Consider the following 1,894-nt stretch of genomic DNA (forward strand, 5'->3'; position numbering starts at 1 on the left):
GATATCGATTCATTTGAGCCAGGAAATTCTCATCCGGTAATAAATCCGATAATGGGAATTGATGAGAGATTAAGAATTGTTGGGAAATCATTAGATATTAGCAGTCCACAAGGTGCTTCGCTTTCAATCGGTGATAAATTAAAGACATTGAATCAGTATCAGAGTGAATCGAATAAATCATCTCAGAGAATTACAGAACTACAATTTACAGTGTCCAGACTTAATACGCAAATTGGCTCACTTTCAACTAGTCTGAATAATGCAGAACAAGGAATAAAAGATTTAACGACTGCGGTTGAGGATGCTAATCTGCAAGGTATTATTAAGTCAGTTTCTGATTTAGGAAATACCTTGAAAAAAATTGAAGAAGAAATACAAACTTTACCTACATCTGAAGTAATTTTGCAGATGCAAAAAGATATACAAAAGAATAACGAAGTTATTGCTATGTACGATGAGAGACTAGAGACAGCTGAAAAAACGGTAGAATTAAACGGTAAAAGTATCATTGGGATACAAGAAAGCTTAAAAAGTATAGAAGATCGTTTAACAGCTTTAGAAAATGGAGGTGTAAAACGTGGCTGATATAAGTAGTTTTTTACAAAAAATTAAAATCGCTATGTATGGTAAAGATGTTCGTGGATCTATTCATGATGGAATCAATGCTATTAATAAAGAGACAGAAACAGCGACGTCACTCTCTAAAGAAACAAAACATAAGCAATCCGCTTTAGAAAAGAAGTACGATGCTCAAATCGCCAATATAACAAATGAAAATCCATCTATTAGCGAACTCGTGGATTATAGAACAAGTAGTTTTACCGGTAAATCATATGATACGGCAGGTAAAAGAGCTGATGAGATTGACGCGCGGTTAGCTGATATCGCAGTAAATATTAGAAATTTTGGTGCGCATGTAATACTAGAAGATAATACTTTTGCAATTCAAGCTGCAATTGATTCTTTAGAAGGAAGAGGTGGAAAGGTATTAATTCCAGAAGGTATTTTTATAGTATCGCAATTGAAAATGCCATCCTATGTAATTCTCATGGGAACTGGAAAAAAATCCATTCTGAAACAAAAATCAGGAAGTAATATTTCAATAATTACTTTAAAAAAAAATACATCGCAAATGATTGGAATTAAGAATTTAAGGCTTGATGGAAATAAAGATAACCAAACCAGTCATGCTGCTGGTGGTATATATATTATAAATACAAGGGATGCTGCAGCAATGTTTGCAGATTCTCTTGTGGGAGAACATGATGCTCGTCATTACATCGAAAACGTTTATATTTATGAGACTAAAGGAACTGGTTTCATAATTACTGGACGTGGTGAATCACAGATTAAGGCTGTTCAAACTTTAAGATGTGATAAGAATGGGTTCTATCTTGATTCTCAAGATAACTGGTATGAATCGCTGTCCGCAGGTGAATCTGGATTACAGGGGATTATATCTAGTGACAAAGATGGTAATTCTCGTTATATAAACTGTAAATCTTGGTTTAGTGGAAAATTAGATCAGGAACAGGGGGATGGTTTTGACATTCGAGGTACTAGAATCGGACTAATCGGATGTGAGGCACAAGATAATGCAAAACATGGTTTTGTATTTAAAGGAAAAGATATTGTAGGTTCAGGTTTAATCGCTGATACCAACGGTTGGCAGTATATTTCGGGTACTATTTATGCTGGTGCAACAGGTTATTTATTGGTTGGTGCAAAAAACTGTAATATTCAAGGGATTGCATCGAACAGATTCGGTTCGATTGACCCACGACAATCGTATGCAATTCAATTTCTTAACGATGCAGCTGGTAATAATCTTACGATTACCTCAATGCATATGAAAATATCTGCTCTTATTGAGGCTCAACTAAGCCTTAGTAAT

Annotated in this window: 2 pseudogenes; both read left to right on the forward strand. The window is 34.7% G+C overall.

Annotated elements, in window-relative coordinates:
• A pseudogene (locus tag CER22_RS33425) lies at window positions 1–585 on the forward strand (lysin); the annotation flags it as partial.
• Window positions 578–1,894, forward strand: a pseudogene (locus tag CER22_RS30895) (glycoside hydrolase family 55 protein); the annotation flags it as partial. The pseudogenes CER22_RS33425 and CER22_RS30895, both read left to right, overlap by 8 nt.

The organism is Bacillus sp. K2I17 (assembly GCF_002209985.1).
In the GTDB taxonomy this organism is placed as follows: Bacteria; Bacillota; Bacilli; order Bacillales; family Bacillaceae_G; genus Bacillus_A; species Bacillus_A wiedmannii.